The following is a 23,456-nucleotide window of genomic DNA, read 5'->3' on the forward strand; positions in this document are numbered from 1 at the left end:
CGGATCATTTCGGGTAACAATTCCATATTATCGAATCCCATTGAATATCTGAAGGGGGTTGGGCCGTTGCGGGCAGAGCTTTTGAAAAAGGAGCTCGGGATCTTTACTTTCCAGGACCTTTTGGAGCATTTTCCTTACCGGCATGTGGACCGGACGAAGGTGAATCTTATCCGGGAGATCGGGCCGGGGACGGAGTTCATCCAGGTGGCGGGCCGGATAACCAGCGTCAATCTGCTGGGGGACAAGCGGGCGAGGAGGCTGGTGGCGGAGCTGAGGGATGCTTCGGGCACCCTTGAACTGGTCTGGTTCCAGGGGATCAACGGGGTGCAGAAGCTGGTGCAGGTCGGGGGGAGTTCCTTGTGTATGGGCGGGTTGGTTTTTTCAGGGTAGTCCGCAGATCACCCATCCGGAAATTGAAGCTGGTGGAGAGGGGGAGCCGCGCCTGCGGCACGGCAGGAGTATCTCGAACCGGTATATCCTACTACAGAGAAGTTGAAAGTCAGGGGATTAGGTGGGCGACAGCTGGGGAAGCTGACGCAGGTACTGATGAATATGTTGAAGGAGAAGGACTTACAGGAGAATCTGCCGGAACGGGTGATTCCGGAGGGGGCCTGGCCCAGCCGGTACGAAGCATACAGACAGGTGCATTTCCCTGCGAGTCCGGAATTGTATGAGCAGGCGGTGGGCAGGCTAAAGTTCGAGGAGTTGTTCATGGCGCAGCTGCGGCTGGGGCTTATTAAGTCCAGGCGGCACCGCTCCTCGAAGGGGGTGGTATTCGGGCAGGTGGGCGAGCTTTTCAATCGATTTTACACGCAATATTTACCCTTCGAGCTGACGGGCGCTCAGAAGCGGGTTTTAAAAGAGATAAGGCGGGATACGGGCAGCGGCCGGCAGATGAATCGTCTGTTGCAGGGGGACGTGGGCAGCGGAAAGACCATTGTGGCGCTGCTGGCGATGCTGCTTTCGCTGGACAACGGGTATCAGGCCTGTATGATGGCGCCGACGGAGATACTGGCGCGGCAGCACTATGAGGGTATTTCGGCCCTGCTGAAGGAAATGCCGGTAGAGGTGAGGCTGCTGACGGGTTCTTCCAAATCGAAGACCAGGAGGGAGGCGCTGGAGATGGCTGCTGACGGGAGGCTGCATATTCTGATCGGGACGCATGCGGTTTTGGAGGAGACGGTGCAGTTCCGGCGGCTGGGGCTGGCGATCGTCGATGAGCAGCACCGGTTCGGCGTGGCGCAGCGGGCGCGTCTATGGGCGAAGGCGGACATTCCGCCGCATGTCCTGGTCATGACGGCGACCCCCATACCGAGGACGCTGGCGATGACGGCCTATGGCGATCTGGACTACAGCGTGATGGACGAATTGCCACCCGGAAGGCAACCAATTTCGACTGTCCATCGTTTCGAAGATAGGAGGCCGCAGGTGATGGATTTTATCCGGTACGAGATCGGAAAGGGTCGTCAGGTCTATATCATTTTCCCGTTGATCGAAGAGTCGGAGAAGCTGGATTATGAGGACCTGATGAAGGGGTACGAGAATATAAAGGCGTGGTTTCCGGAGCCGAAGTACTGGGTCAGCATGGTACATGGGCGGCAGACCAATGAGGTCCGGGATACGAACATGCAACGTTTTCTCGCCGGAGACACTCAGATAATGGTCGCAACGACGGTGATAGAAGTGGGGTGAATGTGCCGAACGCGTCGGTGATGGTTGTTGAGAGTGCGGAGAAGTTCGGGTTGTCGCAGCTGCATCAGCTGAGGGGAAGGGTTGGTCGCGGGGCGGAGAAGAGCTTTTGCATTCTGTTAACGAGTCCCCGTTTGGGAAAAGAGGCCCGGGAGCGGATGAGTATCCTTACCGAGACGAACAATGGCTTCAAAATTGCTGAAAAGGACCTTGAATTAAGGGGGCCGGGAGATATAGAAGGGACCCGGCAGAGCGGCCTGCTGAACTTTAAGCTGGCCAATATTGTTCAGGACAGGGAATTGCTGGAGCTCGCCCGCGAAAAGGCGGCGGTTCTGCTGGAGGAGGACCCGGAGCTCGTGGCCGAAGAGAACAGGGCACTGAAGGTCTATCTGCAATCACAACATGGTAAAACGGCCTGGAGCAAGATATCATAGGAAGGATTTGCGCGCGGAATATCGTAAATTGTAAGAGGCCGATATTAAGTCAAAACGAAACACAACAACTTGGGAAGAATATGCCTTATTGCTACATGGCTAATGTTCTCCTTCTTTCAGCTTTCAGCACAGTCGGGAGGTTACTCCAGTCTTGAATTTGTCGAGAATAAGGGGCAATGGGATACGCTGGTAAAGTTCCGTGCAGAGATGACGGCGGGCTCTCTTTTTATGCAGCATAAGGGATTTACGGTAGTGATGCATGATACGAATGATCTGCGACGGATCAGGAGGTTGTTGCACGGAGATGCTGTGGATGGCGTTTCAAAGACGGCTGTGAGTTCGCCGGCGGCGGCGGCCGGCAGGAAGGTGACTACGTCCACCGACGACGGTCAGGGGAAGAATGGCGGAAGCGGCGGGGCGCCGGGGAGCGGCGCCGATCCTTATCTGCTGCACTCGCACAGCTACCGCGTGAGTTTTGAGAACGCGAGCGACGGAGTGGAGATAGCCCCGGAAAAGGCGCTGAATTCCTACAACAACTACTTCATCGGGGACAGTAAGTATTGGAAGAGCAATGTCAAAATATATCAGGGTATTCTTTACAAAAATATGTACGACGGTATCGACGTGCATTATTATACAGAAATGGGCTTTGTGAAGTACGACATTATCGTTCGGCCCGGAGCCGATCCGGGGAAGATCGTATTGAAATACGAGGGACAGAACAAGCTGACCGTAAAAAAGAACCGGCTTTATGTTCAGACCTCGGTCGGTACGGTGCAGGAGCTCGAGCCCCATTCTTATCAAATAACGGATAAGGGGAGGGCGGATGTGGAGTGTAACTATGTCCTGCTGCCGGGCAACAGGGTACAGTTCCTGGTAAAGAACTATTCTCCCGGCGCGATGCTGGTCATCGATCCCCTGCAGATATACTGTACTTTCACCGGCAGCAAGTCGGACAACTGGGGCTATACGGCGACGTATGACAATGCAGGCAACTTCTACGCGGGCGGGATCGTGCTGGATGAGTCGAAGCTGAACCCTCCGGGACTGGGAGGAACCGGCTTTCTGGTGAGCACCGGGGCTTTCCAGACCACGTTCCAGGGGGTGATGGCAGTGAGGGCGGACCTTCGCCGGGTTATGACTACGACGTCGCGATCATCAAATTCGATTCGAAATTGCAGGGCAGGTCTTACGCCACCTATCTGGGGGGCAGCGGGGACGAGCAGCCGCACAGTATGGTCGTCGACAATGCCGGTGACCTTATCGTGACGGGCCGTACCAGCTCGCCGAATTTCCCGACGAATCCGGGCAACAGCACGTATGGGACCGGCGGTAACTTCGATCTGTTCGTCACGAAATTCAATCCCGGCGGGACGGGTATCATCGGGTCGAGGAGGATCGGCGGGTCGGGGTCCGACGGCGTCAATTTCAAGCCGAAATATCTGGTCTCTCCGGGCGGGGCCGACAGAGGAGCGCAGGACCTTCGGCTCAACTACGGAGACGACGGCAGGAGCGAGGTGATCCTCGACAACGCCGGCAATATCTATATCGCATCCTGTACGCAGTCGACGGACTTTAAAATAACGAACGGCTTTCAGGGAACCTCCGGCGGCGGCCAGGACGGCGTGGTGATCAAGGCCAGTCCGGATCTGAATACTATTCTCTTCAGCACCTATATCGGGGGCAGCGGCAGTGATGCGGCATTTGTGCTCAAGATCAGTCCGCTGGACAACAGCGTCTGGGTGGCCGGGGTACGATGAGCAGTAATTTTCCGGGCACGGGAGGAAATGTGGTACAGCCAAAATTCGGCGGCGCGGTGGATGGGTTCGTGGCGCAGATCAGCAATGACGGCTCTGCGCTGATGAAAGCGTCGTACTATGGCACCGGGGGGACGGATATGATCTATGGGCTCGAGTTCGACAAGTCGGGGTTCCCCTATGTCACGGGTACAACTACGAGCGTGCTGCCCGTATCCAATTCCAGTTTTAACTCCGGGGGCAACCAGGCCAGCGGCAAGCAGTTCATCACCAAATTCAAGCAGGACCTTTCGGGCATAGTATATTCGGCCAATTTCGGGCCGGGCAATGTGAGCTCGCCCAATATCTCGCCGACGGCTTTCCTGGTCGATCGCTGCGAGAATGTGTACGTCGCGGGATGGGGTGGGGGAGCGGATATCAATGACGGATTATCTGAACAGCGGTACGTCGGGGCTGTCGGTGACCTCCGACGCGAACAAGTCTACGACGGACGGCGAAGACTTTTATTTCTTTATCCTGCAGAAGAACGCGACCGGTCAGTTGTACGGCAGCTTTTCGGGGCAGAACAGGGGTGGCTTTGGCGACCATGTGGACGGGGGAACGAGCCGGTTTGACAAGCAGGGGGTCATCTACGAGGCCGTCTGCGCTAACTGTTACGGGGGGCGGCGTTTCCTACCACGAGTCCTACCCGGTCGCAATCGAACGGGACCGGCGACAAGGGGTGTAATGAGGCGGCGGTGAAGATAACCTTTCAGTTTGCGGGCGTGGTCGCGGGGCTGAAGGCGGTGACGCACGGTCGCGGGGACAGCGTGGGTTGCGTTCCGCTGGCGGTGACCTTCTCCGATACCGTCCACAACGGCAAGAGCTATATCTGGAATTTTGGGGACGGGACCACGCTGAGTACGACGAATACCTCGGTGGACCACAGCTATACGGCGGTGGGCAACTATCAGGTGATGGAGGTGGCGATCGACAGCAACAGCTGTAATGTCGCGGACACGGCTTACCGGACGATCGAGGTGCGGGACAATCCGGCATTTCTGGATTTCCGCTATGACAAGTCCGGCCCCTGTGACCAGTTCAACTATATCTTTACCAATCTGTCCACGCATGCGCCGCGTGCGCCGAACTTTACGGATACTTCGTTCACGTGGACTTTCGGGGACGGTTCGCCCGCGGTGACGTCGGGACTTGTGCAGCAGCCCTCGCATTCCTATGCTTCACCGGGGCCGTACAACGTTACCCTCACGCTGATAGACACTAATTATTGCAACTATCCGACAGATACGGTGAAATTGCTTTACGTGGCGCAGAACGTGAAGGCGCAGTTCACTACGCCGGCGTTTGGCTGCGCTCCTTATACGGCTGTATTCAGCAATACGTCCGTTGCCGGTCAGAAGTTCTACTGGAATTTCGGCGATGGCAGCGGGATAGACAGCGTGGAGATCTCCCCGAGCCATCTATACCCCAATGTGGGTACGTATACGGTGACGCTGACGGCGGTGGATTCCGCTACGTGCAATATATCGGATACCTATACCCTCACCCTCAACGTGCAGGGCAAGCCGACGGCCGGATTTACCTATACGCCGCTGCCGCCCGCGCCGCCGAACACGCCGACCGTCTTTACGGATGCGTCCTCGCCGTCGCCGCTGGTAAAGTACGAATGGTTCTTTGGGGATGGGTTTTCGGAGGTGAAGACCACGCAGGATACCGTGGTCCATCAGTACAACAAGACGGATACTTTCCGGGCCTGTCTGGTCGTTACCAATCAGTCGGGGTGTACCGATACCGTCTGTCATGACGTGCCGGCCCTGATCAATCCGTTGCTGGACGTTCCGAATGCGTTCACGCCGGGCCGGTTCGGGCAGAATGCCATCGTCAAGGTGGTGGGCTTCGGGATCATACGGATGGACTGGCGGATCTACAATCGATGGGGTCAGCTGGTCTTCCAGAGTAACGATCCGTATTTTGGATGGGACGGGACCTTTAAGGGTCAGCTGCAGCCGATGGACGTGTACGGATATACGCTGGAGGCGGAATATTCCGACGGGACGCGTGCGGTCAAAAAAGGAGATATTACGTTGATCAGGTAGATTAATACCTTTGTAAAATGCACTATTTGAAACACCAATTGAGGAGAAGGCTTTATATCGTGGTTGGCCTTTTGATCGTCCTGCTGAAGGGTTTTGCCCAGGACGGCTCGTCCAATATTGAATTTGTCGAGAACAAGGGACAAGTGGGACAGCCGGGTAAAATTCAGGGGCGAGATAGGCGTAGGCGCCGTGTTCACTGGAGAACAACGGCTATTCTGCCTTATTGTACAATGTCGAGGACCTCGACAGGATAACGAACAACCACCACGGGGTAAAGCAGGGCGGTTATACGAAGGTGGGTAATTTTGTCTCCCCCCAAGGGTCCCGGGACGGGCGGGCCCGATCCGCAGGACGCGCTGCGGTCGCACGCTTACCGGGTGAGTTTTGTCGGCGGGAACGAACAGGCCCCTGTCGAGGCTGACAAGGTACTTCCGGGATACAACAACTATTTTATAGGCAATGACCCCTCCAAATGGGTGTCGAACTGTAAGGTCTATCAGGGGGTTCTTTATCGTAATATTTATCCGAATATCGATATCCGTTATTATACCTACAATGGGCTACTGAAATACGATATCGTCGTGCATCCGGGCGGCGATATCGGCCAGGTGCGGATGAAGTACGACGGGGCCACGAAGCTGTCCGTCAAAAAGGGCCAGCTGATCACCGGAACGACTGTGGGTGATGTAACGCAGCCGGCGCCGTATTCGTATACGTTCGATCCTGCCAAAGGTCGGGCGAGCGTCGACTGCCGGTATGTGGTCACGGACGGGAATACGGTGAGCTTCAAAGTCAGCGGCGCCGATCCAGGGGCTACCCTGATCATCGATCCTTCGATCGTCTTTTGCACTTTTTCCGGCAGCAAGGTCAGTAACTGGGGTTTTACGGCTACGCCTGGTCCGGGAGGTACTTTTTCGCCGGCGGCATCGTGTTCGGCGGGGCGTTCCCATGGACTACGGGGGCTCTGCAGCCGGTATATGGCAACGGGCAGTTCGACGTGGGGATCATCAAGCTGAGCAGCAATGGTGCAAGCAAGATATATGCGACCTATCTGGGCGGTTCGGATTCCGAGACGCCCCATTCTCTTTTCTCCGATCAGCAGGGCAATCTGGTGGTGCTGGGACGGACGTATTCGACGAATTTTCCGTTCAAGACCACGGCTGGTGTGGGTGGCGCGGCGGATATGTTCGTGGCCAAGATCAACGCCGCGGGGAGTGCGCTGATCGGGTGTATGCGCATCGGCGGGTCGGGGAATGACTGTGTCAATATGGAGGATCAGGTTAGGACGCGTTATGAGGAAGGCCGATTCGCTGATCCGCAATTACGGGGACGATTCCCGCAGCGAGGTCATCATCGACGGTTCCGGAAATATCGTTGTGGCTGCTTCGAGCCAGTCGCCACAGGGGCCGAACGGCTTCCCGATCATCGGGTCTGTCTTTCAGCCGACTTTTGGCGGCGGCCGTCAGGACGGGGTGGTCGTGAAGATCGATCCCAACTGTGATCATATCATCTGGAGCAGCTTCCTGGGCGGCAGCAGCAGTGACGCGGCATTTGTGGTCAAGGCGAATCCCATGACCGGGGACATCTACGTCGCGGGTGCTACGGCCAGTCAGAATTTTCCCGGGGATCATACGGGAGTCGTGCAACCCGGTTACCGGGGTGGTATCTGTGACGGTTATATTGCTCAGATATCTGCCGACGGATCGACGCTGAAGCGGTCGACTTTTCTGGGGACGGACGTGGCGGACGCCATATATGGGCTGGATTTTGACAAAAAGGGATTTCCCTATGTGATGGGGACGACGAATGGCAGTTGGCCGGTGATCAATGCGGCCTATTCGATAGGCGGATCCAAGCAGTTCATCGTGAAGCTGCAGCCGGACCTGTCGAACATGATCTACTCTACGACCTTTGGCACCAGCGGCCCCGCGCATGGGCTTCCTAATATATCGCCTGTGGCTTTTCTTGTGGATCGCTGCGAGAATGTATACGTTTCGGGTTGGGGCGGCTGGATCATCGGCGGCGAGTCCGATCCCTACGGGCAGGTCGGGACCATCGGGATGCCGGTGACGCCGGATGCCCAGAAGAAGCTTAGCGATAACCGGGATTTTTATTTTATAGTCATCCAGAAGAATGCGTCGGCCCTGCTGTACGCGACTTTTTTCGGTCAGAACGATAATTCGAGGAGTATCAGTGAGCATGTGGATGGCGGAACGAGCCGTTACGACCAGAACGGGGCTATTTATCAGGCAATCTGTGCGAACTGTAATGGCGGGCAGACGGGTCGTTTCCCGACGACGCCGGGGGTGTGGTCGCCGAATAACGGAGCGGGCGTCAACGGATGCAATCTGGCGGCGGTCAAGATAACGTTCGGTTTTGCCGGTGTGGGTGCGGGCCTGAGGGCGTCTGTCAACGGCCGGCTTTATGACACGGCGGGTTGTATCCCGATGGACACGCGGCTGGAGGATACCATTCGCAATGGCAAGTCCTATATCTGGAATTTCGGGGATGGGAGTCCGGATACTTCCACCAACACGTATGCGGTGAATCATACCTATGTCAATCCGGGAACGTATAAGGTGATGATGGTAGCCATCGATTCCAATAGTTGTAATGTTGCGGATACGACCTACCGGCATGTGATTGCGCGGACGGACAGGGCGGTGCTGGATTTTGATTATATAAAGGATCCGAACGTGGCCTGCAATCTGCTGACCTATGATTTTACGAACAGGTCAACGGCGCCTCCGACGAAGCCGTTCAGTCCTGATGCCTTTACCTGGGATTTCGGGGATAATTCCCCGCGGATCGTGACAGGAACGGCCGGACTGGTCCATAGCTTTGCGGCAGCGGGGACCTATAATGTCACCCTTGTGCTCAATGACACGGGCTATTGCAACTATCCCGATTCGGTGACTAAGCCGGTGAGGGTTTCGCCCGTGGCCAAGGCGCAGTTCGAGACGCCGGCCAGTGGCTGCGTGCCGTATAATGCCGAATTCAACAATACTTCGCTTGGCGGGGCGACCTTTACACTGGGATTTCGGGGATGGCAGTCCGGTCTCGACCGATCCGAACCCGACGCACCTGTACACCAGTACGGGGACCTTTACGGTGCATTTGCACGAGGAAGACCCCAATACCTGTAACAAGGTATCCGACACTTCGATGACGATCACCGTGAATGTGAATCCGACGTCGGCCTTTACCTGGATGCCCAATCCGCCGACCCCGAATACGCCGACGGTATTCACCAACGGGTCGCTGGGGGCAATAAAGTTCGCCTGGGCCTTCGGGGACGGGGATTCCACCTTCAAGAACTCGATGGATACGGTGATCCACCAGTATCAGCAGACGGATTCTTTTCCTGCCTGTCTGGTGGCGACGAATCAGTTCGGCTGTTCGGACACGGTCTGTCATACCGTACTGACCCTTGTCAATCCTTTGCTGGACGTGCCCAATGCGTTTACGCCGGGCAGGTTCGGTCAGAATGCTATCCTGAAGGTTCACGGTTTTGGTATCATGAAGATGATGTTCAGGATCTACAACCGGTGGGGAAAGCTGGTTTTCCAGTCGGACAGTCCGGACTATGGCTGGGATGGTACCTATAGCGGGCAGCTGCAGCCGATGGATGTCTATGCTTATACACTGGAGGCCGATTTTGCGGATGGAAGGCATGTGAGCAGGAAGGGGGATATTACGCTGGTGAGGTAGGGGTGCCGGCGGTTCACGCCGGGGGTGAGGTCAAGGCAACCGCGCGATTCAAGCAAGCGGTTAATGTCAAATTAAAAGACAACCAAAGTTCTGGTACTTACGTTAAATAGATTAAATTGAGGGGAGTGAAAAATATATTTCTTTTGGGTTGCTGTGTCGTTCTGGGTATCACGACCGTATCCGGCCAGGACCTGCATTTTTCGCAGTGGTTCAATTCTCCGCTGACGACCAATCCTGCGAATACGGGTTTTATCCCGGACGCGGACTACCGGCTGGGCGCCAATTACCGCAACCAGTGGTCGGCGATCATGGCCCTGCCGTACCGTACTTTCAGCGCCTGGGGTGACGCCCGGGTCTTCCGTGACCGGTTCGAGAATGGCTGGATGGGGCTGGGGGGCGTGGTTCTGAGGGATGACGCCGGATCGAGCGCCCTGACGACGACGCAGATCTATGGTTCGGCGGCTTATCACCAGATGGTGGGGTTTGCGAGCCTGATCTCGCTGGGTTTTAATGTGGGGTGGGTGAACAAGCATATCAACACGCAGAATCTGAAGTTTCCGGATCAGTTCGACGGAAAATTCTTTGACAATACGCTGCCGACCACCGTCGTGATCGACCGGCCGTCCGACAATTATTTCGACATGCAGGTGGGGTTGAACTATGCCTATTTCCCGACCAAGAATATCTATCTGAACGGAGGGTTTTCGATACAGCATATCAACCGGCCCCGGGAGTCTTTTTTCAGCGTTGACCCGGTAGGTTTTGACAGCAGGATCTCGCCGCGCTATATCGGATTCGTAAATGCCAGTCTGAAGGTGAATGACCAGGTGATCATCAATCCGCAGGGGTATTATACGCAGATGGCGCAGTCTTCGGAGGTGGTGCTGGGGATGAGTGCGCAGTACAATCTGCAGGATGACGGCGATCAGCAGGTCATCGGGGGGCTCTACTACCGGGCGGGTGATTCATTTATTCCGATGATCGGATTTATCTACAAGAATATCAAGCTAACCTTCACATACGATGTCACCAGCTTCATCCATTAAACATTATGATAATGGGTATGGAGCTTATGAGTTTGCCCTGCAGAGTCAGGGTTTTTACAGCCAGTATAACGGTGACCGGAGGCAGTCCCTGTGTCCGACATTCAAACAATGATGAAATGGGTTTGGGCGTGAATCGGATTTTATCCGATGTTTGCGCCAAATCGGACGAAGTCCGGATCGCACAAGTATTGAAATCTTTTAAAACATGATAAAAAAGGTTCTGGTCGCCTTTGTCTTTGGCATTATGGGACTGGGTGTTCGGGCTCAGCATATGCATGCGCCGGTGAATACGTATACGGATGAGGGTTCCGGTACGGGTTTTCGAAAGGAGAATCTGTTCCTGGGAGGAGGTCTTGGGCTTGGTTTTGGGTCCTATCAATTCAATCTCGGGCTTTATCCGGAGGTTGGCTATTCGCTCAATAGCTGGCTGGATGCGGGGGTTACCGTCAATTTCAACTACAATTCGATAAAGGCGGATCCCTATTATAACGGAAATATACGGACGCACCAGTTCGTGTACGGGGGCGGAGTGTTTGGAAGGGCGTATGTGTTGCCGTTCCTGTTCCTGACGGTGCAGCCGGAGTTCAACTGGCTTAGTGTGAACCAGAAGGATATGGGGTCGGGCGCGACTGCGAATTTCAGCGCGAATGCGCCGAGCCTGATCCTGGGCATCGGGTATGGGCAGCGGATCGTGGGCGAAAGCAGCTTTTATATCCTATTAGGATTCGATGCGATATCGAATAAGAACTCGCCGTATAATGATGTGAACGGGCACCCGCTGCCGGTGGTGAAGGCGGGGTTCGATGTGTTTGTACACAAGAGGTAGCGGCATGGACGAAGGTCTGTTCGCGGTGTGCCGGCGGTTTACGCGATATGGTTGGCGAGGTCGGCGGGGGACGCACAGAACGTGATACGCTCGTCGACTTTGTCATAGAGGAACCCCTCTTTTTCGAGGCTGCGCAGGTGTTGGAGCAGGTGGTCGTAGAATCCGTCCGTATTGAGGACAAAGATCTTTTGCTGTGGATCTTCAGCTGGTTCCAGGTGAGCATTTCGAATAGTTCGTCGAGGGTCCCGAAGCCGCCGGGCAGGATGATCGCTGCGTCGGACCGCTCGTACATCATTTTTTTACGGACGTGCATGTCGGCGACAATATGAAGTTCGGATATGCCCTGGTGGTGGTGTTCCCATTCTTTCAGTAATTCGGGTATGATGCCAATGACCGTGGCGCCTTCCGCGAGGGCGGAATTTGCGATGAGTCCCATGAGCCCGGTGCTGCCGCCGCCATAGATGAGGGTCAGTCTGAGGTGGCCGATCAATTTTCCCAACTCGGCGGTATGCTGGGCGAAGCGGGGGTTTTTCCTGTTTTCGAGCCGCAGAAGACTGCGACGGATGTTATTTTCATATAGTTGGCGCAAAATTAAACTTCCTGTATTAATTGCGTTTTACTATTTTGCAAGATGCCATCTTTTCTTCTATTTTCTTTTGTTATCGGGTATTTTCTATTGTTGCTGGCCGTGGCCTGGCGGACATCCCGACATTCCAATAATGACTCTTTTTTTATCGGCAACCGCAATTCCAACTGGATGCTTGTGGCGTTTGGGATGATCGGCACTTCGCTGAGCGGAGTGACCTTTGTGTCGGTGCCGGGTACGGTGGGAGATTTTGCGGGTGAGGGGTACAAGGCGTTTGCCTATTTTCAGGTCATCATCGGGTATTGGTTCGGGTATCTGGTGATAGCTTTCGTCCTGCTGCCCCTGTACTACAGGCTGCAGTTGACCTCCATCTATAACTATCTGCATAGCCGATTTGGCTCGGTTGCATACCGGACCGGCGCTTTATTCTTTATCATTTCGAGGACGGTGGGGGCAACGGCGAGGCTTTATCTGGTCATCAATGTATTGCATATTTTTATTCTGAAGAATATGGGGGTACCGTTTGGCGCCACCTGTTTTGTCATTTTGCTGATGATCCTGCTGTATACGTTCGAAGGCGGGGTCAAAACGATCGTCTATACGGATACGCTGCAGACGACGTTCATGCTGCTTGGGCTGGTGGTTTGCACCGTCTATATCCTGCAGCATCTGGGGCTGAGTGTCGGTGGCGCTATGCAGGCGCTGGAGGCGAAGGGGTACACCCGGGTTTTCAACTGGGACTTTAACAGCAGGGGATTCTTTCCGAAGCAGTTACTTGGGGGGATGTTCATAGCGATAGCGATGACGGGTCTGGACCAGGAGATGATGCAGAAGAATATCAGTGTCAAAAATGTCCGCGATTCCAAAAAGAATGTGGTTGTGTTCAGCTTCATCATGGTGCTGGTGAGCTTTCTTTTTCTGTTGCTGGGAGGGCTGTTGTATCTGTATGCGGAGGGCAACGGGGCGTCTTACCGGGGGCATCAGCTGCTGCTGGGCGGGCAGGGTGTCATCGGTGATGACCTGTTCCCGACGCTGGCGCTGCACTATCTTCCTCAGGCGGTCAGCGTCATATTCATCATTGGACTCATATCGGCGCTGTTTCCGAGCGCGGATGGCGCGCTGACCGCGCTGACGTCTTCGTTTTGTATCGACCTGCTGGATCTGAAGAACAGAGGGGGATGAGCGAACAGCAGAAGAAGCGGACCCGGATGACCGTGCATATCTGTTTCGCCCTGGTGTTCCTGATTTGCATCCTGATCTTCAAGTGGGTGAATAATAAATCGATCGTCAATACCATTCTGGATCTGGCGGGGTATACGTATGGGCCGTTGCTGGGTCTGTTTGCGTTTGGCATCTTTACGAAGCGGGTGCTGGAGAATACGTGGAAGATCACCGCGCTGTGTTCTGCTGGCGCCGGTGGTCTGTTATTTTATCAGCCATTATTCGGCTGTATGGTTCAATGGGTTTCAGATCGGGATCGAGTTGTTGCTGGTGAATGGGATATTGACGTTTTTGGGGTTGTGGGCTCTTTCGCGGCCGCAGGGAGGAGTGGTTAGGGGGTAGGGCAGCGGATGGCGGATCACGGGGGGGCCTTGGCGGATGGACGGGCCGGGGTGTCCGGTGGGGATATCTTATCTTTGGCACAAATTTTTTTCAAATGGAGATGATAGAGCCGCTGGTTCAGGCTTATGCGGAGCGTTATTCTTCGGCATTAAGCCCTCTGTTACAGGAGATAGCCGACTTTACAGCGAAAAACCATCCGGAGGCGCAAATGCTCAGCGGTCCGCTTCAGGGGAAATTCCTGCAGCTGCTGAGCCTGCTGGTCGGGCCGCGGCGGGTCCTCGAAGTGGGAACTTTTACGGGGTACAGTGCTCTTTGTCTGGCGGAAGGGTTGACGGAGGATGGCCGGCTGCATACGCTGGAACTGCGGAATGAGGATGCGGACCGGGCTGAGGCTTATTTCAGGCGGTCAGAGCATCGGGACAGGATAGTATTGCACCGGGGGAACGCGTTAGCGATCATTCCAACCCTCGACGAGACCTGGGATCTGGTGTTCATCGATGCAGATAAGGTGAATTACGCCGAATACTATAAAATGATCCTGCCGCGGGTCAGAAAGGGTGGATTGATCGTTGCGGATAATATATTTTTTCATGGAGAGGTGCTGCCTGTGATGGAAGGGAAGGCGGTGAGTGGCAAGAATGCCAAAGGGATACAGGCGTTCAACGAGCTGATCGATGCCGACCAGAGCGTGGAAAAGGTGATGGTGACCCTGCGCGATGGTCTGTTCCTGATCAGGAAAAAGTAAAAAAATCGGGTGCCGATGAAGTATAAGTGGTTTATCATATGGGTGTTGCTGCTGGCGGGGGCCGATTTGAAGGCGCAGATCAGCGCCAACGGGGTGATCTATGTCAATACCTATAAGCTCATTGCGATAGCCGAGATGCAGCGGTCCGGTATCCCGGCTTCCATCATTCTGGCGCAGGGGCTTCACGAGACGGAGGCGGGGACGAGCGACCTGGTGAAGCAGTCCAATAACCATTTCGGTATCAAGTGCAAGGAGGACTGGAAGGGACCGGTCGTTTATCACGACGATGACGCCCGGCACGAGTGTTTCAGGAGCTATGCCACGGCGGCGGACTCTTACCGGGATCATTCCGATTTTCTGAAGAGGGGTAGCCGGTATGCCTTTCTCTTCGACCTGGACCCGACCGACTATGAAGCCTGGGCGTACGGGTTGAGGAAGGCTGGCTATGCCACGAATATCCGTTATTCGCAGATACTGATCAAGCTGATCAGGGACTACAATCTGCAGCAGTATTCCCTGATCGCCATGGGGAAGATCAAGCCTTCCGAGGAGGTGGCGCTGACTATGCCAGTGGCTGGCGCCGGTTACGGCTTTGGCGGCGGATGCGGGGGCGCAGGGGGCTCTGCGGTGGATAGCGGGTCGGCAGGGAGCGGCACTTATGGCTATGGTGGGAAATCTTCCGGCTCCACAGGTGCAGCCGGGGGCCAGGCCCAGGTGTCTTATCCTGAGGGTGAGTTCCAGATCAACCGGACCAGGGTGGTATATGCACAGGCGGGTACGTCTTTGCTGTCGATAGCCAATCAGTACAGTGTGTCGCTGCCAAGGCTCCTGGAGTTCAATGACATGAAGGAGGAGGACGTACTTGTGAAGGGACAGTTGCTATTCCTGCAGCGCAAAAGGCGTGAGGGTTCCATCGGTTTCCACGTGGTAAGGGCAGGGGAAAGTTTGTATGATATTAGCCAGGTAGAGGGTGTTCGGTTGCAGGATATGCTGGAAATGAATCAGTTGACTCCTGCCGACCAGCCGGCTGCGGGAGAGAAGATATATTTACAGGGATCAGCGCCGTCGCGACCCCGGCTGGAAGGGACGGCGAGTAACAAAAAATAGTTGCAGGTATGTCTATAGTACGGGTACACGACAAGGATTTTGAGCCCTATTTGCCAGCGGAGCAGATCACGAAAAAGATAAAGGAGATAGCGGAGCGGATGGATACGGATTATGATGGGAAGAAGCCTTTATTTGTGGCTATTCTGAACGGTTCGTTCATGTTTGCTTCGGACCTTTTCAAGTCGCTGACCATCGAGGCGGAGATCTGCTTCATAAAACTGGCTTCCTATAAGGGGACCAAGTCATCGGGTCAGGTGATCACCGCGATCGGTCTTGACACTGATATGCATGGGCGGCACGTCGTTATTCTCGAAGATATTGTCGATACGGGGAAGACGCTCAGCGAATTTCTGCCGCAGCTGGAGCACCAGCAGCCGGCTTCGCTGAAGATCGCTGCTTTGCTGCACAAGCCGGAGGCGACGGTATACCCGATATCTGTAGACTATCTGGGTTTTTCGGTGCCGAACAAGTTTTTGCTGGGCTATGGCCTTGATTATGACGGCCTGGGACGCAATATACCATCCATTTATAAGTTAGTAGAGTGAGGGGGCTTGACAAAGAGGAGGGAACGCATTAATTTAATGAAAATATCCGATTGAGAAGTGCACTACTGCTGCTGTTGAGTATTCTGCTATCGTTGGCCCCGCGGGCGCAGTATTACTTGCGCGGGGAGATCAAAGACCAGAATAACAGCCTCTTGCCAGATGTGAAAATACTGCTGCATTCGAGCGGATATCTCTATCATTCGGGCAGTTCGGGGGCTTTCGGGATACCTATACCCCAGACATCGGATACTTTAACGCTTTCTGCCGAGGGTTTTCAAACGATCACATTGCGGGTGGAGTCCAGCGTTTATCAGACGATCCTGATGAAGGCTAACCATAATTCCGCGCCGTCTACCGCTGTGCCGAAGAAGAGTCTGTTGTCGCTGACCAAAGACCTGCGGGCTACGGACAGAAAGGGCTGGACCGTTGGTGCGGAGACCTATTCCTCGCTGGTGGAGAACGATTTTATCCCGGCTACGCGGTTTCCGGAGACGGGGTTTGCGGTCACCATCGACAAGGCTTCCTACAGCAATGTGCGGAGGTTCCTGAATATGGGCAGTACCATTCCTCCGGACGCGGTACGGATAGAGGAGTTGCTGAATTATTTCAATTTCGGATATGTCGATCCTCCGCGGGACAGCTGTTTTTGCTGCATTCCAATTTATCGGACTGCCCCTGGAATCCGGCTCATCAGCTGTTGTTCCTGCAGGTATGCGCGCGGAAACTGGATCCGTCGCGGATACCGCCCGCGAATCTGGTATTCCTGGTCGACGTTTCGGGGTCGATGGACCTGCCCAATAAGCTGCCGCTGCTGAAATCAGCTTTTAAATTGCTGGTCAACAACCTACGCCCGATAGATACCGTCTCCATCGTGACCTATGGGTCGTCCGTGGCGGTCTCTCTTCAGCCCACTTCGGGGCGTGACCAGAAGAAGATACTGGAAGCGATCGAGGACCTGGCTCCGGGTGGCGCTACGCCGGGCGAGGCGGGTATACGGGCGGCTTACCGGGTAGCGAAGAGTCAGCTGATCAGGGGAGGGAATAACCGGGTGATCCTGGCAACGGACGGGGATTTTAACGAAGGAGAGACTTCCGAGGAAGAGTTGGAGAAGCTGGTGACGCAGTACAAGGACTGGGGTGTTTATCTGACCTGTCTGGGGGTGGGGATGGGCAACTATAAGGATTCGAAGCTGGAAGCGCTGGCGAAGAAGGGCAACGGGAATTTTGCGTATCTCGACAATGCGATGGAGGCGGAGAAGGTCCTTGTGAGGGAGTTTACACAGACGGTCTATGCCGTGGCGGACGACGCCTATCTCAATATCGATTTCAATCCGGGGCTGGTAAAGAGTTACCGGCTGATTGGATTTGACAATAAGGAAAAGGTACTTTCGGACACCCTGAGTCAGCTGCAGGGCGGGGAGGTAGGGTCGGGGCATTCCCTGCTGGCGCTGTTCGAAGTGGCGCCGGTGGACGCGGACAGTGTCAGGGGTAATGCGGACAGACTGGCCAGGGTAGTGCTCAACTACAGGCTGCCAAACGACCATGTGGCGAGGGCCAGCTATTATGAGTGTTCCAGCCAGCTGACGCCTTTTGAGAAGCTGCAGCCCTGCTATCGTTTCGCTTCTTCGATCGCCCTGTTTGGCGGGTTGCTGAAGAAGTCGCGGTTTATCAGGCAGGCTGACTGGAAGGACGCGATCCTCATGGCGGAACACGCCAGTGACCCGGGTGATGGGATGCAGCAGGAATTCATCGCGCTGATCGAGAAGGCCCGGCGGATATATGGAAAAAGCCACAGACGCCGGCACGAGGAGCAGGACTAAAAAATGAACCCGGCCGGGGCCGGGTTGTGAAATATTTAGCGCCGAACAGCGCACGGAAGAATTTAGCTGAACATTTCCCTTACTTTATCGAAAAAGTTACGCTCGTTCTTGTCCGGTTTGGGCTGGAAATTCGGGGAATCGCCCAGTTTCTCCAGTATGGATTTTTCTTCCGGTGTCAGGTGCTGGGGTGTCCAGACGTTGACATGGATGAGCTGGTCGCCTCTTTCGTAGGAGTTGACGGCGGGGAAGCCCTTGCCTTTCAGCCGGAATATCTTACCGCTCTGGGTGCCCGGGGGTATTTTGATCTTGGCCTTTCCGTCGATGGTGGGTACTTCGGCCTGGAGGCCGAATGCCGCGTCGGTAAAGGAGATATGCAGTTCGTAGGCGACGTTGAGTCCGTCGCGGTGAAGTTCGGGGTGTTGTTCTTCTTCGATGAGGATGATGAGGTCGCCGGGGGCGCCGCCGCGTTCGCCGGCATTGCCTCTGCCACCGACGCTGAGCTGCATGCCTTCCTGGACGCCTGCCGGTATGTCGATGGTGACGGTCTCTTCACCGTAGACCCGTCCTTCGCCTTTACATACAGAACATTTAGCGGTGACGATAGAGCCTTCGCCGTTGCAGGTCGGGCAGGTGGTGACGGTCTGCATCTGGCCGAGGAAGGTATTGCTTACCCGGCGTACCTGGCCGCTGCCGCCGCAGGTGCCACAGGTCTGGACGCTGTTCTTGTCTTTGGCGCCGCTTCCGCTGCAGGTGGTACAGGAGACGTGCTTTTTGACTTTTATATTCTTGGTTACGCCTTTTGCAATCTCTTCGTAGTTGAGCTTGATCTTTACGCGCAGGTTGCTGCCTCTTACGCCGCGTGAACGGCCGGTTCCACCGCCGCGACGGCCGCCGCCGAAAAAGCTGCCGAAGATATCGTCGCCAAAAATATCACCGAACTGGCTGAAGATATCATCCATGTTCATGTTACCGCCGGCGCCGAATCCGCCCCGGCCATTGCCCGAGAGACCTGCGTGCCCATAGCGGTCGTATTGCGCTCTTTTGTCCGAGTCGCTGAGTACTTCGTAGGCTTCGGCTGCCTCCTTGAATTTATCTTCAGCGCCCTTGTCGCCGGGGTTGCGGTCCGGATGGAACTGCATGGCGACCTTCCTGTAGGCTTTTTGATCTCGTCTGCGGTGGCGCCTTTCGATACGCCCAGTACTTCGTAATAGTCTCGTTTTGACACTGCTTTTAATAGTTTTACTTACCCACTACCACCTTGGCGAAGCGGATGATCTTGTCATTGAGGTAATAGCCTTTCTGCACTTCGTCGATAACCTTCCCTTTCTGAGCCGGGTTCTGCACGGGGATCTCCGTGATGGCTTCGTGTTTTTCAACGTCAAAGTCGGTATCGATGCTTTGCATGGCCCTGAGCCCTTTTCCCTGAAGAACCGAGCGCAATTTGGAGAAAACCAACTGAACGCCTTCCTTTATCTGGTCGATATTGTCCGTTTTCTTTAGCTGCTGTTCGGCGCGGTCGCAGTCGTCAAGAACGTCCAGTAACGATGTAATCACTTCTTTACCAGCCGTTTGCCTGATCTCGAGGTTTTCGCGTGCGCTGCGTTTCCTGAAATTGTCAAATTCCGCGAACAGACGGAGGTATTTATCCTTTTGTTCCTGGAGCTCGTCTTTGCATTTGTCCAGCTCTTCTTCCCGGGCGCTGATATCGTTGAGATGAGTGGTGCCGGCGATGTTCTCGTCGGTATTCATGTCGTCCAGCGGGTCGGGTTGCTGGTCGTCTATATTGAAATTGGTCATAATTCGTATTATTTGGGCAACAAAGGTAAGGTTGTCAATATTCCTGCCAAGCGTAAAAGAGAGACAAATTGTCCTGATTTTCCCGGGGGGTATGACGGAGCTGACGGAGGGTGCCAAAATTGGGAGTACCTTTGCGCCCATGACGAAAGTTTATTTGAAAAGGAAGATCAGCAGGAGGGTGGAGAACGGACATCCCTGGATATTTGGAAATGAGATAGATAAGGTGGAGGGGGATACGGAAGGAGGGAGCATCGTGGACGTTTTTACCCACGATAAAAAGTTCATGGGCCGGGGGTATCTCAACCTGCAATCCCAGATATCGGTAAGGCTGCTGACGAGGGACAAGAACGAGAGTATCGATGACGACTTCTTTTACAACCGGCTGCTGGCGGCACTGGGAATACCGGCAGCGGATCGGATACGTGGAGAACTGCCGGCTGGTCTTCGGTGAGGCGGATTATATGCCGGCCCTGATCATCGACAAGTTCAACGACTATTTTGTGTTGCAGACCCTGGCGTTGGGGATGGACCGGTGGAAGCCGGCCATCGTTGCGGCACTGGAGAAGATATTTCAGCCGAAGGGTATCTACGAACGGAATGACGTCCCGGTGCGGGAGCTGGAGGGGCTGCCCCAGCAAAAGGGTTTTTGTCGGCGCCATTTGATACTCAGATCATTATAAACGAAAACGGCCTCCAGCTGCACGTCGACATCGAGAATGGGCAGAAGACGGGGTATTTTTTGGATCAGCACGACAACAGGAGGGCGATCCGGCATATCGTGAAGGGGGCCGACGTTCTGGGCGCCTTTACCTATACGGGCAGTTTTGAGACCCATGCGGGGTTCTATGGCGCGAAGTCTGTGCTGGGGCTGGATATTTCCGAGAATGCCGTCGCGCAGGCGCGTCGCAATGCGGAGCTCAACGGGCTTTCCGGGGTGTGCCGGTATGAGGCGATCAACGCTTTTGATGCGTTGAAGCAGTGGAGTAAGGAGGGGCGGCAGTATGACGTGGTGATGCTGGACCCGCCGGCCTTCACCAAGAGCCGGGAGACGATACAGAAGGCCATTACAGGATACAAGGAGATCAATCTGAGGGGGATGAAGCTGGTGAAGAAGGGAGGATTCCTGGTGACCTCTTCCTGTACGAATCTGGTGCAGCCGGAAATGTTCCTGGACACGATCCAGCTGGCGGCGAAGGATGCGCGGAGGAGACTGAGGCAGGTGACATTTCAGGCGCAGGCGAGTGACCACCCGATCATCGAGGGATGGGAGAATACGAATTACCTTAAATTTTTGATTGTTCAGGTGTTGTAAAAGCAGGGGGACTGCCCTTATTTGTTGACCTGGAAGATCCCTGAATCAGTGATACGACCGCTTTCATCCTTTAGCTGGAAGGTATAGAGGCCGCGGTTGAGGTCGCTGAGGTTGACGGTTCGTTTATCGGTGATCTCTTTTTCGTCTTTTACCATTTTTCCAAGGAAGCTGAAGATCTGGAGGGTGTAGCTTTTATTGGCTTCTTTGACGAGCTCAAAGGTGATGTAGGAGACTGCGGGGTTGGGGTAGAATTTGTAAACCCTCTTCTCCGTATCGGGGAAATTGCTCCTGACCTGGCTTTTTGCCTGGAAGGAGTTCATAAGAATAATGGATAACAAAATGTAAAAAATCCTCATCCGCGGGTACATTTTACAAGTGATTCCAAAATATAGGTTTTACTTCAAAGATACAAATCCCAGGCCGAATTTCCCTGCGAAATTATATGGCCGGTAGGAAAACCGGCCATATTTAATTAATTGATTGCTATTGTTTTGCGACGTGTTAGAGGCCCCGGGGGCCGGGGGACTTCAGGAAAGTCCCGCCAGGGTCTTCTGGATGGCTGTGAAATCGGGCAGGTCGCTAGCTTTTCCGAGGACCTCGGCATAGCGGACGATGCCGTCCTTGTCGATAACAAAGGCGCTGCGTTTGGAGACGCCCCGCAGGTCGACGGCGAAGGTTTCGTAGAGGCAGCCATACGCTGTCGAGGCCTCTTTATTGAAATCGCTGAGCAGGGGGAAGTTGAGCTTTTGTTCTTCCTTGAATTTGGCGAGGCTGAAGGGCATGTCGACGCTAATGCCGAATACCTGGGCGTTGGCCTTGTTGTAAAGGGCGATGTTGTCGCGGGTGCTGCATAACTCCTGTGTACATACGCTGGTGAAGGCGGCCGGGAAGAAGAGTAGAAGGACGTTCTTTCCTTTGTAGTCGGAGAGGTTTACTTTTTGTTTGTCGGAGTCGTATAGTGTGAAGCCGGGGGCTTGCTGGCCGATTTGGATAGTGCTCATGGGAATGTTATTTATTGGTAAAGGTTACAGCAAAAAATTATTTTAAGAAATAATTTTTTTGCGGCGGGTCTAATGATTGTCCGCGGAGCGGACGAACCGGCTCCGCCGGTTCAGGGACTAAAATTTCGGACAGAGGATTCGGTACTTCGCATTTTCCCGATCGAGAAAACCGATATAGGAGATGGAGAGTTCAAAGCCTCCTCTGCCCTGGCTGGCGGTCTTTAGTTCGGAGATATTGGCGTCATAGCTGAGTGCGACGGCGAGAGAATTCATTTCCAGTTTGATAACGGGGATAAGGGCGTCCTTCCATCGGACGAAGCCGCCGAGGTGGAGGGTATAGCCGGAGTTTTCCGGATCGTCCCCGAGTTTGTAGGAATAGAGCACCCCGGCGATGGTCTCCTGCGACGGCCCCTGGCGGGAGTGGTCGGCCTGCACGGTAAAATAAGCCTGTTCGTTGATGATTGCTTTTATACCCGCGGAGAAAACGTATTTGGGGTCCAGCTCGACGGAGGGGTTCTTATAGAAGGAATTCTTTGGCCGGTTGAGGTGGTGGTAGGCGAAGCCGGTGAAAAAGGTATTGTGATTGTCGGGGCCGAAGGTAGTATTGAAACTGATACCGAGGCTGCCGTCGAGATAGTGGACGTTTGGGGAGAAGTTGGTTTCGCCGTTGGGCAGTGCGGGGTCATAGGCCGTCCCGTTGTACTGGCTGTTGGTAGTGACTTTGGTGATGTCGATCGATTTTGTGACGAGGCCGCCCATAAATCCAACGGAGAGGTACATGGCCTTTTCGTTGCTCAGGGACTTGTGATAGTTGAGGGCGGGCAGCAGTTCGGTAGTGGTCAGGGCAGCCGTGCCGGCTTTGTCGTAGAGTACTTCGAACGCTGTAGTGAAATAGTCGCTGCTTCTGCCGACGGGCCATTTGTATTCACCGCTGAGCGAGCCGGTGCGGTAGGCGTTGGTGAAACTGTTCCACTGGTCGCGGAAGACTGTCTGGATGCGGTAGTCGCCGGTGAAGATGCCGGCCAGGGGCCGGGTTGCGCAGCAGCGGTGTCTCGAAGAACTGCGAGAAGTGGATGTCCTGGGCCGACGTTGACCGGGCGGTGGCCAGCAGCGCAAGAAGGACGATATGGCGGAGATGTCTTTTCACTTTTTAGTTTTTAGGTCCTATCGGATCAACGAGACGTCGCCGTGCAGGCTTATCACCTCGGCGTTGTTACAAATCACCCTCAGCGATATAGATATAGGCGTCTACCGGCGCCGGGCGGCCGTTGATATTGCCGTCCCAGCCCAGCGTCGGGTTATTCGCGGGGAAGTCCCTCCGTTCGAACACCAGCTGTCCCCAGCGGTTGAACACGCGAAGCGACTGGATATTGTAAAGATTGCTTCCACGGGGAAGAAATAGTCATTGTTGCCGTCGCCGTT

Annotated in this window: 30 protein-coding genes and 3 pseudogenes; 26 read left to right on the forward strand and 7 right to left on the reverse strand. The window is 54.7% G+C overall.

Annotated elements, in window-relative coordinates:
• Window positions 1-81: 81 nt before the first annotated feature.
• From ACQ86N_RS05725 to ACQ86N_RS05800, 16 genes and pseudogenes are all read left to right on the forward strand, one after another.
• Window positions 82-390: a hypothetical protein gene (locus ACQ86N_RS05725; RefSeq protein ID WP_431214343.1), complete on the forward strand. Its 309-nt coding sequence runs from the start codon at window positions 82-84 to the stop codon at window positions 388-390.
• Between the two features lie 102 nt (window positions 391-492).
• Entirely contained in the window at window positions 493-1,692 is a 1,200-nt protein-coding gene (locus ACQ86N_RS05730; protein WP_431214344.1) for an ATP-dependent DNA helicase RecG, read from the forward strand.
• Complete coding sequence (locus ACQ86N_RS05735) at window positions 1,689-2,123, forward strand: hypothetical protein (protein ID WP_431214345.1); 435 nt, start codon at window positions 1,689-1,691, stop codon at window positions 2,121-2,123. The genes ACQ86N_RS05730 and ACQ86N_RS05735 overlap by 4 nt, the downstream gene beginning before the upstream one ends.
• A gap of 102 nt (window positions 2,124-2,225) precedes the next feature.
• On the forward strand, window positions 2,226-3,392 hold the full coding sequence (locus ACQ86N_RS05740; protein ID WP_431214346.1) for a hypothetical protein: 1,167 nt from the start codon (window positions 2,226-2,228) through the stop codon (window positions 3,390-3,392).
• A complete protein-coding gene (locus ACQ86N_RS05745; RefSeq protein WP_431214347.1) occupies window positions 3,359-3,883 on the forward strand; it encodes a hypothetical protein in 525 nt (174 codons plus the stop codon). The genes ACQ86N_RS05740 and ACQ86N_RS05745 overlap by 34 nt, the downstream gene beginning before the upstream one ends.
• The gene (locus ACQ86N_RS05750; RefSeq protein WP_431214348.1) at window positions 3,880-4,494 is read left to right on the forward strand and encodes a hypothetical protein; all 615 of its coding nucleotides are present in this window, start codon (window positions 3,880-3,882) and stop codon (window positions 4,492-4,494) included. The genes ACQ86N_RS05745 and ACQ86N_RS05750 overlap by 4 nt, the downstream gene beginning before the upstream one ends.
• A gap of 123 nt (window positions 4,495-4,617) precedes the next feature.
• Window positions 4,618-5,976: a PKD domain-containing protein gene (locus ACQ86N_RS05755; RefSeq protein ID WP_431214349.1), complete on the forward strand. Its 1,359-nt coding sequence runs from the start codon at window positions 4,618-4,620 to the stop codon at window positions 5,974-5,976.
• 26 nt (window positions 5,977-6,002) lie between these two features.
• The gene (locus ACQ86N_RS05760) at window positions 6,003-6,230 is read left to right on the forward strand and encodes a hypothetical protein (protein ID WP_431214350.1); all 228 of its coding nucleotides are present in this window, start codon (window positions 6,003-6,005) and stop codon (window positions 6,228-6,230) included.
• A 51-nt stretch (window positions 6,231-6,281) separates the two neighbouring features.
• Window positions 6,282-6,992: a hypothetical protein gene (locus ACQ86N_RS05765; RefSeq protein ID WP_431214351.1), complete on the forward strand. Its 711-nt coding sequence runs from the start codon at window positions 6,282-6,284 to the stop codon at window positions 6,990-6,992.
• A complete protein-coding gene (locus ACQ86N_RS05770; RefSeq protein WP_431214352.1) occupies window positions 6,974-7,477 on the forward strand; it encodes a hypothetical protein in 504 nt (167 codons plus the stop codon). The genes ACQ86N_RS05765 and ACQ86N_RS05770 overlap by 19 nt, the downstream gene beginning before the upstream one ends.
• 946 nt (window positions 7,478-8,423) lie before the next feature.
• Window positions 8,424-8,810: pseudogene (locus tag ACQ86N_RS05775) on the forward strand (PKD domain-containing protein); the annotation flags it as partial.
• Window positions 8,811-8,964: 154 nt separating this feature from the next.
• A pseudogene (locus tag ACQ86N_RS05780) lies at window positions 8,965-9,078 on the forward strand (hypothetical protein); the annotation flags it as partial.
• 9 nt (window positions 9,079-9,087) lie between these two features.
• Window positions 9,088-9,687 (forward strand): gliding motility-associated C-terminal domain-containing protein, encoded by a 600-nt coding sequence (locus ACQ86N_RS05785; RefSeq protein WP_431217287.1) that lies wholly within the window; start codon window positions 9,088-9,090, stop codon window positions 9,685-9,687.
• A 125-nt stretch (window positions 9,688-9,812) separates the two neighbouring features.
• Window positions 9,813-10,733, forward strand: a complete 921-nt coding sequence (locus ACQ86N_RS05790) for a PorP/SprF family type IX secretion system membrane protein (protein WP_431214353.1) — start codon at window positions 9,813-9,815, stop codon at window positions 10,731-10,733.
• Between the two features lie 205 nt (window positions 10,734-10,938).
• A complete protein-coding gene (locus tag ACQ86N_RS05795; protein ID WP_431214354.1) occupies window positions 10,939-11,559 on the forward strand; it encodes a hypothetical protein in 621 nt (206 codons plus the stop codon).
• Between the two features lie 47 nt (window positions 11,560-11,606).
• Window positions 11,607-11,888, forward strand: coding sequence for a hypothetical protein (locus ACQ86N_RS05800; protein WP_431218060.1), 282 nt, complete (start codon window positions 11,607-11,609; stop codon window positions 11,886-11,888).
• Here the strand turns inward: ACQ86N_RS05800 and ACQ86N_RS05805 are convergent.
• Window positions 11,807-12,148 (reverse strand): annotated as a pseudogene (locus tag ACQ86N_RS05805) (LOG family protein); the annotation flags it as partial. The gene ACQ86N_RS05800 and the pseudogene ACQ86N_RS05805 sit on opposite strands and share 82 nt — an antisense overlap.
• 42 nt (window positions 12,149-12,190) lie before the next feature.
• Here ACQ86N_RS05805 and ACQ86N_RS05810 point away from each other — a divergent pair.
• The 7 genes from ACQ86N_RS05810 to ACQ86N_RS05840 all read left to right on the forward strand — a co-directional run bounded on the left by ACQ86N_RS05810 (window position 12,191) and on the right by ACQ86N_RS05840 (window position 17,924).
• Complete coding sequence (locus tag ACQ86N_RS05810; RefSeq protein WP_431214355.1) at window positions 12,191-13,327, forward strand: sodium:solute symporter; 1,137 nt, start codon at window positions 12,191-12,193, stop codon at window positions 13,325-13,327.
• Window positions 13,324-13,701, forward strand: a complete 378-nt coding sequence (locus tag ACQ86N_RS05815; protein WP_431214356.1) for a hypothetical protein — start codon at window positions 13,324-13,326, stop codon at window positions 13,699-13,701. Before ACQ86N_RS05810 ends, ACQ86N_RS05815 begins: the two co-directional genes overlap by 4 nt.
• 101 nt (window positions 13,702-13,802) lie before the next feature.
• Window positions 13,803-14,453, forward strand: coding sequence for an O-methyltransferase (locus ACQ86N_RS05820; protein WP_431214357.1), 651 nt, complete (start codon window positions 13,803-13,805; stop codon window positions 14,451-14,453).
• 15 nt (window positions 14,454-14,468) lie between these two features.
• Window positions 14,469-15,560 (forward strand): glucosaminidase domain-containing protein, encoded by a 1,092-nt coding sequence (locus tag ACQ86N_RS05825; protein ID WP_431214358.1) that lies wholly within the window; start codon window positions 14,469-14,471, stop codon window positions 15,558-15,560.
• 8 nt (window positions 15,561-15,568) lie between these two features.
• Window positions 15,569-16,105 carry a hypoxanthine phosphoribosyltransferase gene (hpt, locus tag ACQ86N_RS05830; RefSeq protein WP_431214359.1) on the forward strand — a complete coding sequence of 179 codons (537 nt, stop codon included), beginning with the start codon at window positions 15,569-15,571 and terminating at the stop codon, window positions 16,103-16,105.
• A gap of 50 nt (window positions 16,106-16,155) precedes the next feature.
• Window positions 16,156-16,920 carry a VWA domain-containing protein gene (locus ACQ86N_RS05835; RefSeq protein ID WP_431214360.1) on the forward strand — a complete coding sequence of 255 codons (765 nt, stop codon included), beginning with the start codon at window positions 16,156-16,158 and terminating at the stop codon, window positions 16,918-16,920.
• The gene (locus ACQ86N_RS05840) at window positions 16,890-17,924 is read left to right on the forward strand and encodes a YfbK domain-containing protein (RefSeq protein WP_431214361.1); all 1,035 of its coding nucleotides are present in this window, start codon (window positions 16,890-16,892) and stop codon (window positions 17,922-17,924) included. The genes ACQ86N_RS05835 and ACQ86N_RS05840 overlap by 31 nt, the downstream gene beginning before the upstream one ends.
• A gap of 62 nt (window positions 17,925-17,986) precedes the next feature.
• Here the strand turns inward: ACQ86N_RS05840 and dnaJ are convergent, their stop codons facing one another.
• Window positions 17,987-19,063 (reverse strand): molecular chaperone DnaJ, encoded by a 1,077-nt coding sequence (gene dnaJ, locus ACQ86N_RS05845; RefSeq protein WP_431214362.1) that lies wholly within the window; start codon window positions 19,061-19,063, stop codon window positions 17,987-17,989.
• A gap of 100 nt (window positions 19,064-19,163) precedes the next feature.
• The gene (locus ACQ86N_RS05850) at window positions 19,164-19,721 is read right to left on the reverse strand and encodes a nucleotide exchange factor GrpE (protein WP_431214363.1); all 558 of its coding nucleotides are present in this window, start codon (window positions 19,719-19,721) and stop codon (window positions 19,164-19,166) included.
• A 139-nt stretch (window positions 19,722-19,860) separates the two neighbouring features.
• Between ACQ86N_RS05850 and ACQ86N_RS05855 the strand changes: the two genes are divergently transcribed.
• From ACQ86N_RS05855 to ACQ86N_RS05865, 3 genes are read left to right on the forward strand one after another with little or no spacing between them, the layout of a single operon-like run.
• Complete coding sequence (locus ACQ86N_RS05855; RefSeq protein ID WP_431214364.1) at window positions 19,861-20,172, forward strand: hypothetical protein; 312 nt, start codon at window positions 19,861-19,863, stop codon at window positions 20,170-20,172.
• Window positions 20,081-20,401, forward strand: coding sequence for a hypothetical protein (locus ACQ86N_RS05860; RefSeq protein ID WP_431214365.1), 321 nt, complete (start codon window positions 20,081-20,083; stop codon window positions 20,399-20,401). Before ACQ86N_RS05855 ends, ACQ86N_RS05860 begins: the two co-directional genes overlap by 92 nt.
• A complete protein-coding gene (locus ACQ86N_RS05865; RefSeq protein WP_431214366.1) occupies window positions 20,368-21,033 on the forward strand; it encodes a class I SAM-dependent rRNA methyltransferase in 666 nt (221 codons plus the stop codon). The genes ACQ86N_RS05860 and ACQ86N_RS05865 overlap by 34 nt, the downstream gene beginning before the upstream one ends.
• 17 nt (window positions 21,034-21,050) lie before the next feature.
• Here the strand turns inward: ACQ86N_RS05865 and ACQ86N_RS05870 are convergent, their stop codons facing one another.
• The 4 genes from ACQ86N_RS05870 to ACQ86N_RS05885 all read right to left on the reverse strand — a co-directional run bounded on the left by ACQ86N_RS05870 (window position 21,051) and on the right by ACQ86N_RS05885 (window position 23,403).
• Window positions 21,051-21,353, reverse strand: coding sequence for a T9SS type A sorting domain-containing protein (locus ACQ86N_RS05870; protein ID WP_431214367.1), 303 nt, complete (start codon window positions 21,351-21,353; stop codon window positions 21,051-21,053).
• A 207-nt stretch (window positions 21,354-21,560) separates the two neighbouring features.
• On the reverse strand, window positions 21,561-22,034 hold the full coding sequence (locus tag ACQ86N_RS05875; RefSeq protein WP_431214368.1) for a peroxiredoxin: 474 nt from the start codon (window positions 22,032-22,034) through the stop codon (window positions 21,561-21,563).
• Window positions 22,035-22,151: 117 nt separating this feature from the next.
• Window positions 22,152-23,150 carry a PorP/SprF family type IX secretion system membrane protein gene (locus ACQ86N_RS05880; RefSeq protein ID WP_431214369.1) on the reverse strand — a complete coding sequence of 333 codons (999 nt, stop codon included), beginning with the start codon at window positions 23,148-23,150 and terminating at the stop codon, window positions 22,152-22,154.
• A gap of 97 nt (window positions 23,151-23,247) precedes the next feature.
• Complete coding sequence (locus tag ACQ86N_RS05885) at window positions 23,248-23,403, reverse strand: gliding motility-associated C-terminal domain-containing protein (protein ID WP_431217288.1); 156 nt, start codon at window positions 23,401-23,403, stop codon at window positions 23,248-23,250.
• Window positions 23,404-23,456 lie beyond the last annotated feature (53 nt).

The organism is Puia sp. P3 (genome assembly GCF_050632245.1).
GTDB lineage: Bacteria > Bacteroidota > Bacteroidia > Chitinophagales > Chitinophagaceae > Puia.

What these genes read in the sequence shown, in the direction of transcription:
- ACQ86N_RS05740 (WP_431214346.1), top strand. Translation starts at nt 2,226, where the DNA reads ATGTTCTCCTTCTTTCAGCTTTCAGCACAGTCGGGAGGTTACTCCAGT.
- ACQ86N_RS05745 (WP_431214347.1), top strand. Translation starts at nt 3,359, where the DNA reads ATGGTCGTCGACAATGCCGGTGACCTTATCGTGACGGGCCGTACCAGC.
- ACQ86N_RS05750 (WP_431214348.1), top strand. Translation starts at nt 3,880, where the DNA reads ATGAGCAGTAATTTTCCGGGCACGGGAGGAAATGTGGTACAGCCAAAA.
- ACQ86N_RS05795 (WP_431214354.1), top strand. Translation starts at nt 10,939, where the DNA reads ATGATAAAAAAGGTTCTGGTCGCCTTTGTCTTTGGCATTATGGGACTG.
- ACQ86N_RS05800 (WP_431218060.1), top strand. Translation starts at nt 11,607, where the DNA reads ATGGTTGGCGAGGTCGGCGGGGGACGCACAGAACGTGATACGCTCGTC.
- ACQ86N_RS05810 (WP_431214355.1), top strand. Translation starts at nt 12,191, where the DNA reads ATGCCATCTTTTCTTCTATTTTCTTTTGTTATCGGGTATTTTCTATTG.
- ACQ86N_RS05815 (WP_431214356.1), top strand. Translation starts at nt 13,324, where the DNA reads ATGAGCGAACAGCAGAAGAAGCGGACCCGGATGACCGTGCATATCTGT.
- ACQ86N_RS05820 (WP_431214357.1), top strand. Translation starts at nt 13,803, where the DNA reads ATGGAGATGATAGAGCCGCTGGTTCAGGCTTATGCGGAGCGTTATTCT.
- ACQ86N_RS05825 (WP_431214358.1), top strand. Translation starts at nt 14,469, where the DNA reads ATGAAGTATAAGTGGTTTATCATATGGGTGTTGCTGCTGGCGGGGGCC.
- hpt (WP_431214359.1), top strand. Translation starts at nt 15,569, where the DNA reads ATGTCTATAGTACGGGTACACGACAAGGATTTTGAGCCCTATTTGCCA.
- ACQ86N_RS05840 (WP_431214361.1), top strand. Translation starts at nt 16,890, where the DNA reads ATGGACCTGCCCAATAAGCTGCCGCTGCTGAAATCAGCTTTTAAATTG.
- dnaJ (WP_431214362.1), bottom strand. Translation starts at nt 19,063, where the DNA reads ATGCAGTTCCATCCGGACCGCAACCCCGGCGACAAGGGCGCTGAAGAT.
- ACQ86N_RS05850 (WP_431214363.1), bottom strand. Translation starts at nt 19,721, where the DNA reads ATGACCAATTTCAATATAGACGACCAGCAACCCGACCCGCTGGACGAC.
- ACQ86N_RS05855 (WP_431214364.1), top strand. Translation starts at nt 19,861, where the DNA reads ATGACGAAAGTTTATTTGAAAAGGAAGATCAGCAGGAGGGTGGAGAAC.
- ACQ86N_RS05860 (WP_431214365.1), top strand. Translation starts at nt 20,081, where the DNA reads ATGACGACTTCTTTTACAACCGGCTGCTGGCGGCACTGGGAATACCGG.
- ACQ86N_RS05870 (WP_431214367.1), bottom strand. Translation starts at nt 21,353, where the DNA reads ATGAACTCCTTCCAGGCAAAAAGCCAGGTCAGGAGCAATTTCCCCGAT.
- ACQ86N_RS05875 (WP_431214368.1), bottom strand. Translation starts at nt 22,034, where the DNA reads ATGAGCACTATCCAAATCGGCCAGCAAGCCCCCGGCTTCACACTATAC.